This is a genomic window from Rodentibacter genomosp. 1 (assembly GCF_001999285.1).
Lineage (GTDB): Bacteria > Pseudomonadota > Gammaproteobacteria > Enterobacterales > Pasteurellaceae > Rodentibacter.
The window spans coordinates 1-3,164 of the sequence record NZ_MLHN01000040.1 but is presented as its reverse complement, the minus strand read 5'-3'; the positions used below and the strand labels follow the sequence as shown (position 1 = coordinate 3,164).

The following is a 3,164-nucleotide window of genomic DNA, read 5'->3' as shown; positions in this document are numbered from 1 at the left end:
TACATCACCATTCATCAGCGTAAGTTAGAAAACGTGAAAAAATTGAAAAAATCGCTCCTACAAAAAATGTTTCCGAAAAATGATCAAAAATTTCCGGAGATTCGTTTTCCCGAATTTACTTACGCTTGGGAACAGAGGAAGTTGGGGGAGGTGATCAATCCAATAGTAAGAGAAATTCCAAAGCCAACTAAACCATATATAAGAATATCTGTTAGATCTCATGCAAAGGGAACATTCCATCAATTCGTTGATGATCCTGATAAGGTTGCAATGGAAAATGTGTACGTTGTAAAAGAAGATGACTTAATAGTAAATATTACTTTTGCTTGGGAGCATGCAATAGCAATTGCAACCAAAGAAGATGATGGTTTGGTGGTATCTCACCGCTTCCCTACATATAGAGCTAATGATAAATCAGACATTCACTTTCTGAAATATTTGGTTTCAAAAAAAGAATTTAGAACTCAGTTAGAACTTATTTCTCCTGGTGGTGCAGGTAGAAATAGGGTAATGAGTAAGAAAGATTTTTTAGAAATTAAAATTAATACTTCTAGTTTTGTAGAAGAACAACAAAAAATCGGCACATTTTTCACCGCACTTGATCGCTACATCACCATTCATCAGCGTAAGCTAGAAAATGTGAAAAAATTGAAAAAATCACTGTTACAACAAATGTTTGTTTAATAAGGGAAAATGATGACTAATTCCATTGAATATACCAAAGAAATTGACCGTTTAAGCAAAGAAAATGCCTATCGACTTTATGATTCCGGCGATATTCATCACGTCGAAGTTGGGACAACGAAAGGCTTGCAAGACATTCACCGCTATTTATTTCAAGGGCTTTATGATTTTGCCGGCGAAATTCGTGAATTAAATATTTCCAAAGGACATTTTCGCTTTGCCAATGCACTCTATTTAAAACCGGCATTAAGTGCGGTAGAAAAAATGCCTGAATCAACCTTCGAGCAAATTATTGAAAAATATATTGAAATGAATATTATCCATCCATTTTTAGAAGGGAATGGGCGTTCTACCCGTATTTGGTTGGATTTAATTTTTAAGAAAAATTTAAAAAAAGTCGTAGATTGGCAGAAAGTGGATAAAAAATTGTATTTACAAGCCATGGAACGAAGTCCAATTAATGATTTGGAAATTCGTTTTTTATTACGAAACGCTTTAACGGATCGCATTGATGATCGTGAAATTTTCTTGAAAGGGATTGAACAATCTTATTATTACGAACAAGCAGAATAAGTGCGGTTAAAATAAACAGAATTTTTAATAGAGGAATCAAAAATGAGCAATGTACAAACTATCACCAGTAAACTTTGGGCAATGGCAAATGAGCTACGTGGCACAATGGATGCTTCAGAATATAAAAATTATATTCTTGCCTTTATGTTTTATCGTTATTTATCAAAACATCAAGAACAATATTTGGTCGATAATCATATTTTAGAGATTTCACCGGGGCAAAGTGTCAATGAGGCTTATGTAACGCAAGCCACGGGTGAAGAATTACAAGATTATCTAGAAGATATTTCGGCCAGCCTCGGCTATGCCATAAATCCTGAAGATACTTGGGATTCATTAATGCAGAAAATCCATAATGCCGAGGTGATGCCAAGTGATTACCAAACCTTATTTGATAACTTCAACCAAAACGCTAATTTAAATGAAGAGGCGGTGCTTGATTTTCGTGGTGTCTTTAATGATCTGAATTTAGGAGATTCCCGCTTAGGAAATTCTACTAATGAACGCGCAAAATCTTTAGGCAATATTGTGAAATTAGTGGATGAGATTGAATATAAAGACGACAATGGTCGTGATATTCTCGGTGAAATTTATGAATATTTGATCGGACAATTTGCCGCCAATGCAGGTAAAAAAGGCGGTGAATTTTATACGCCTCACCAAGTTTCAAAAATTTTGGCTAAATTAGTCACCCTTGATGTGGCAGATAACCAAGATAATTTCTTGGTTTACGACCCAACAATGGGGTCAGGTTCGTTACTATTGACCGTAGGGAACGAATTGCCAAAATCAAAACCGATTAAATATTACGGGCAAGAATTGAACACTACCACTTATAACCTTGCGCGTATGAATTTGATGATGCACGGTGTCTCTTATAAAAATATGACGCTCTCCAATGCCGACACCTTGGAAAGCGATTGGCCAGATGGAATTGATGCTCAAGGGATTGATCAGCCGTTATGCCGTTTTGATGCAGTGGTGGCAAATCCACCTTATTCTGCCAACTGGGATAATCACGAACGCAAATTAAAAGATGCCCGTTTCCAACCTTTTGGCGTATTAGCGCCAGCCTCAAAAGCAGACTTTGCCTTTATTTTGCATAGCTTATACCACTTAGGCGAGCAAGGCACCATGGCAATTGTCCTACCGCACGGTGTGCTGTTCCGTGGTGCGGCAGAGGGGAAAATTCGTAAAGCATTGATTGGTGATAATACCACTAATGCACAAGGAAACTATTTAGATGCGGTGATTGGATTGCCGGCGAATTTATTCTATGGAACAAGTATTCCCACTACGATTTTGGTGTTTAAAAAGAACCGTAAAAATAAGGATATTTTGTTTATTGATGCAAGCCAAAATTTTGAAAAAGGTAAAAATCAAAACCGTTTAACGGATGAACAGGTTCAGAAAATTATTGAGACTTACCAAGCCCGTAAAAATGTTGAAAAATATGCCTATGTAGCCTCAATCGAGGAAATTATTGAGAACGACTACAACCTCAATATCCCTCGTTATGTCGATACGTTCGAGGAGGAGGAAGAAATAGATATTAACGAGGTGCTAAAACAACTCAATCAAGATGAGCAAGAAATAAAACAATTGGAAAAAGAAATCAATGAACAGCTAAAACTGCTAGGAATTGAACTCCCATAATAAAAAGAGGCGGAAGCCTCTTTTTTCATGGAAAAAATCCAATATTACATAACAATTACACAAAGTTAATTTTGGGTTCATTTGTATGTATATGTTTATAACATATGGAAATATTGGATTTATATCGGACACACGCAGTGTGTCCCTACATATCGTTGAAATTTCTACTTTTTTCATTTGGTACACAATATCGAAAAAACGGTAAACTTTCACCATACGTTTGAAAAAGCTAACGCTTGGGAACAGAGGAA

At 36.1% G+C, this 3,164-nt stretch carries 3 protein-coding genes; all 3 read left to right on the top strand.

Going from position 1 to position 3,164, the window contains the following annotated elements:
• The coding region (locus BKK54_RS11380; RefSeq protein ID WP_208605826.1) for a restriction endonuclease subunit S at positions 1-684 on the top strand (684 nt) is incomplete at its 5' end.
• A 12-nt stretch (positions 685-696) separates the two neighbouring features.
• Positions 697-1,257, top strand: coding sequence for a protein adenylyltransferase Fic (fic, locus tag BKK54_RS11375; protein WP_077543178.1), 561 nt, complete (start codon positions 697-699; stop codon positions 1,255-1,257).
• 42 nt (positions 1,258-1,299) lie between these two features.
• Positions 1,300-2,913: a type I restriction-modification system subunit M gene (locus BKK54_RS11370; RefSeq protein ID WP_077543177.1), complete on the top strand. Its 1,614-nt coding sequence runs from the start codon at positions 1,300-1,302 to the stop codon at positions 2,911-2,913.
• Positions 2,914-3,164: the final 251 nt, after the last annotated feature.

Coding starts and splice junctions, on each gene's coding strand:
- fic (WP_077543178.1), top strand. CDS start 697: ATGACTAATTCCATTGAATATACCAAAGAAATTGACCGTTTAAGCAAA.
- BKK54_RS11370 (WP_077543177.1), top strand. CDS start 1,300: ATGAGCAATGTACAAACTATCACCAGTAAACTTTGGGCAATGGCAAAT.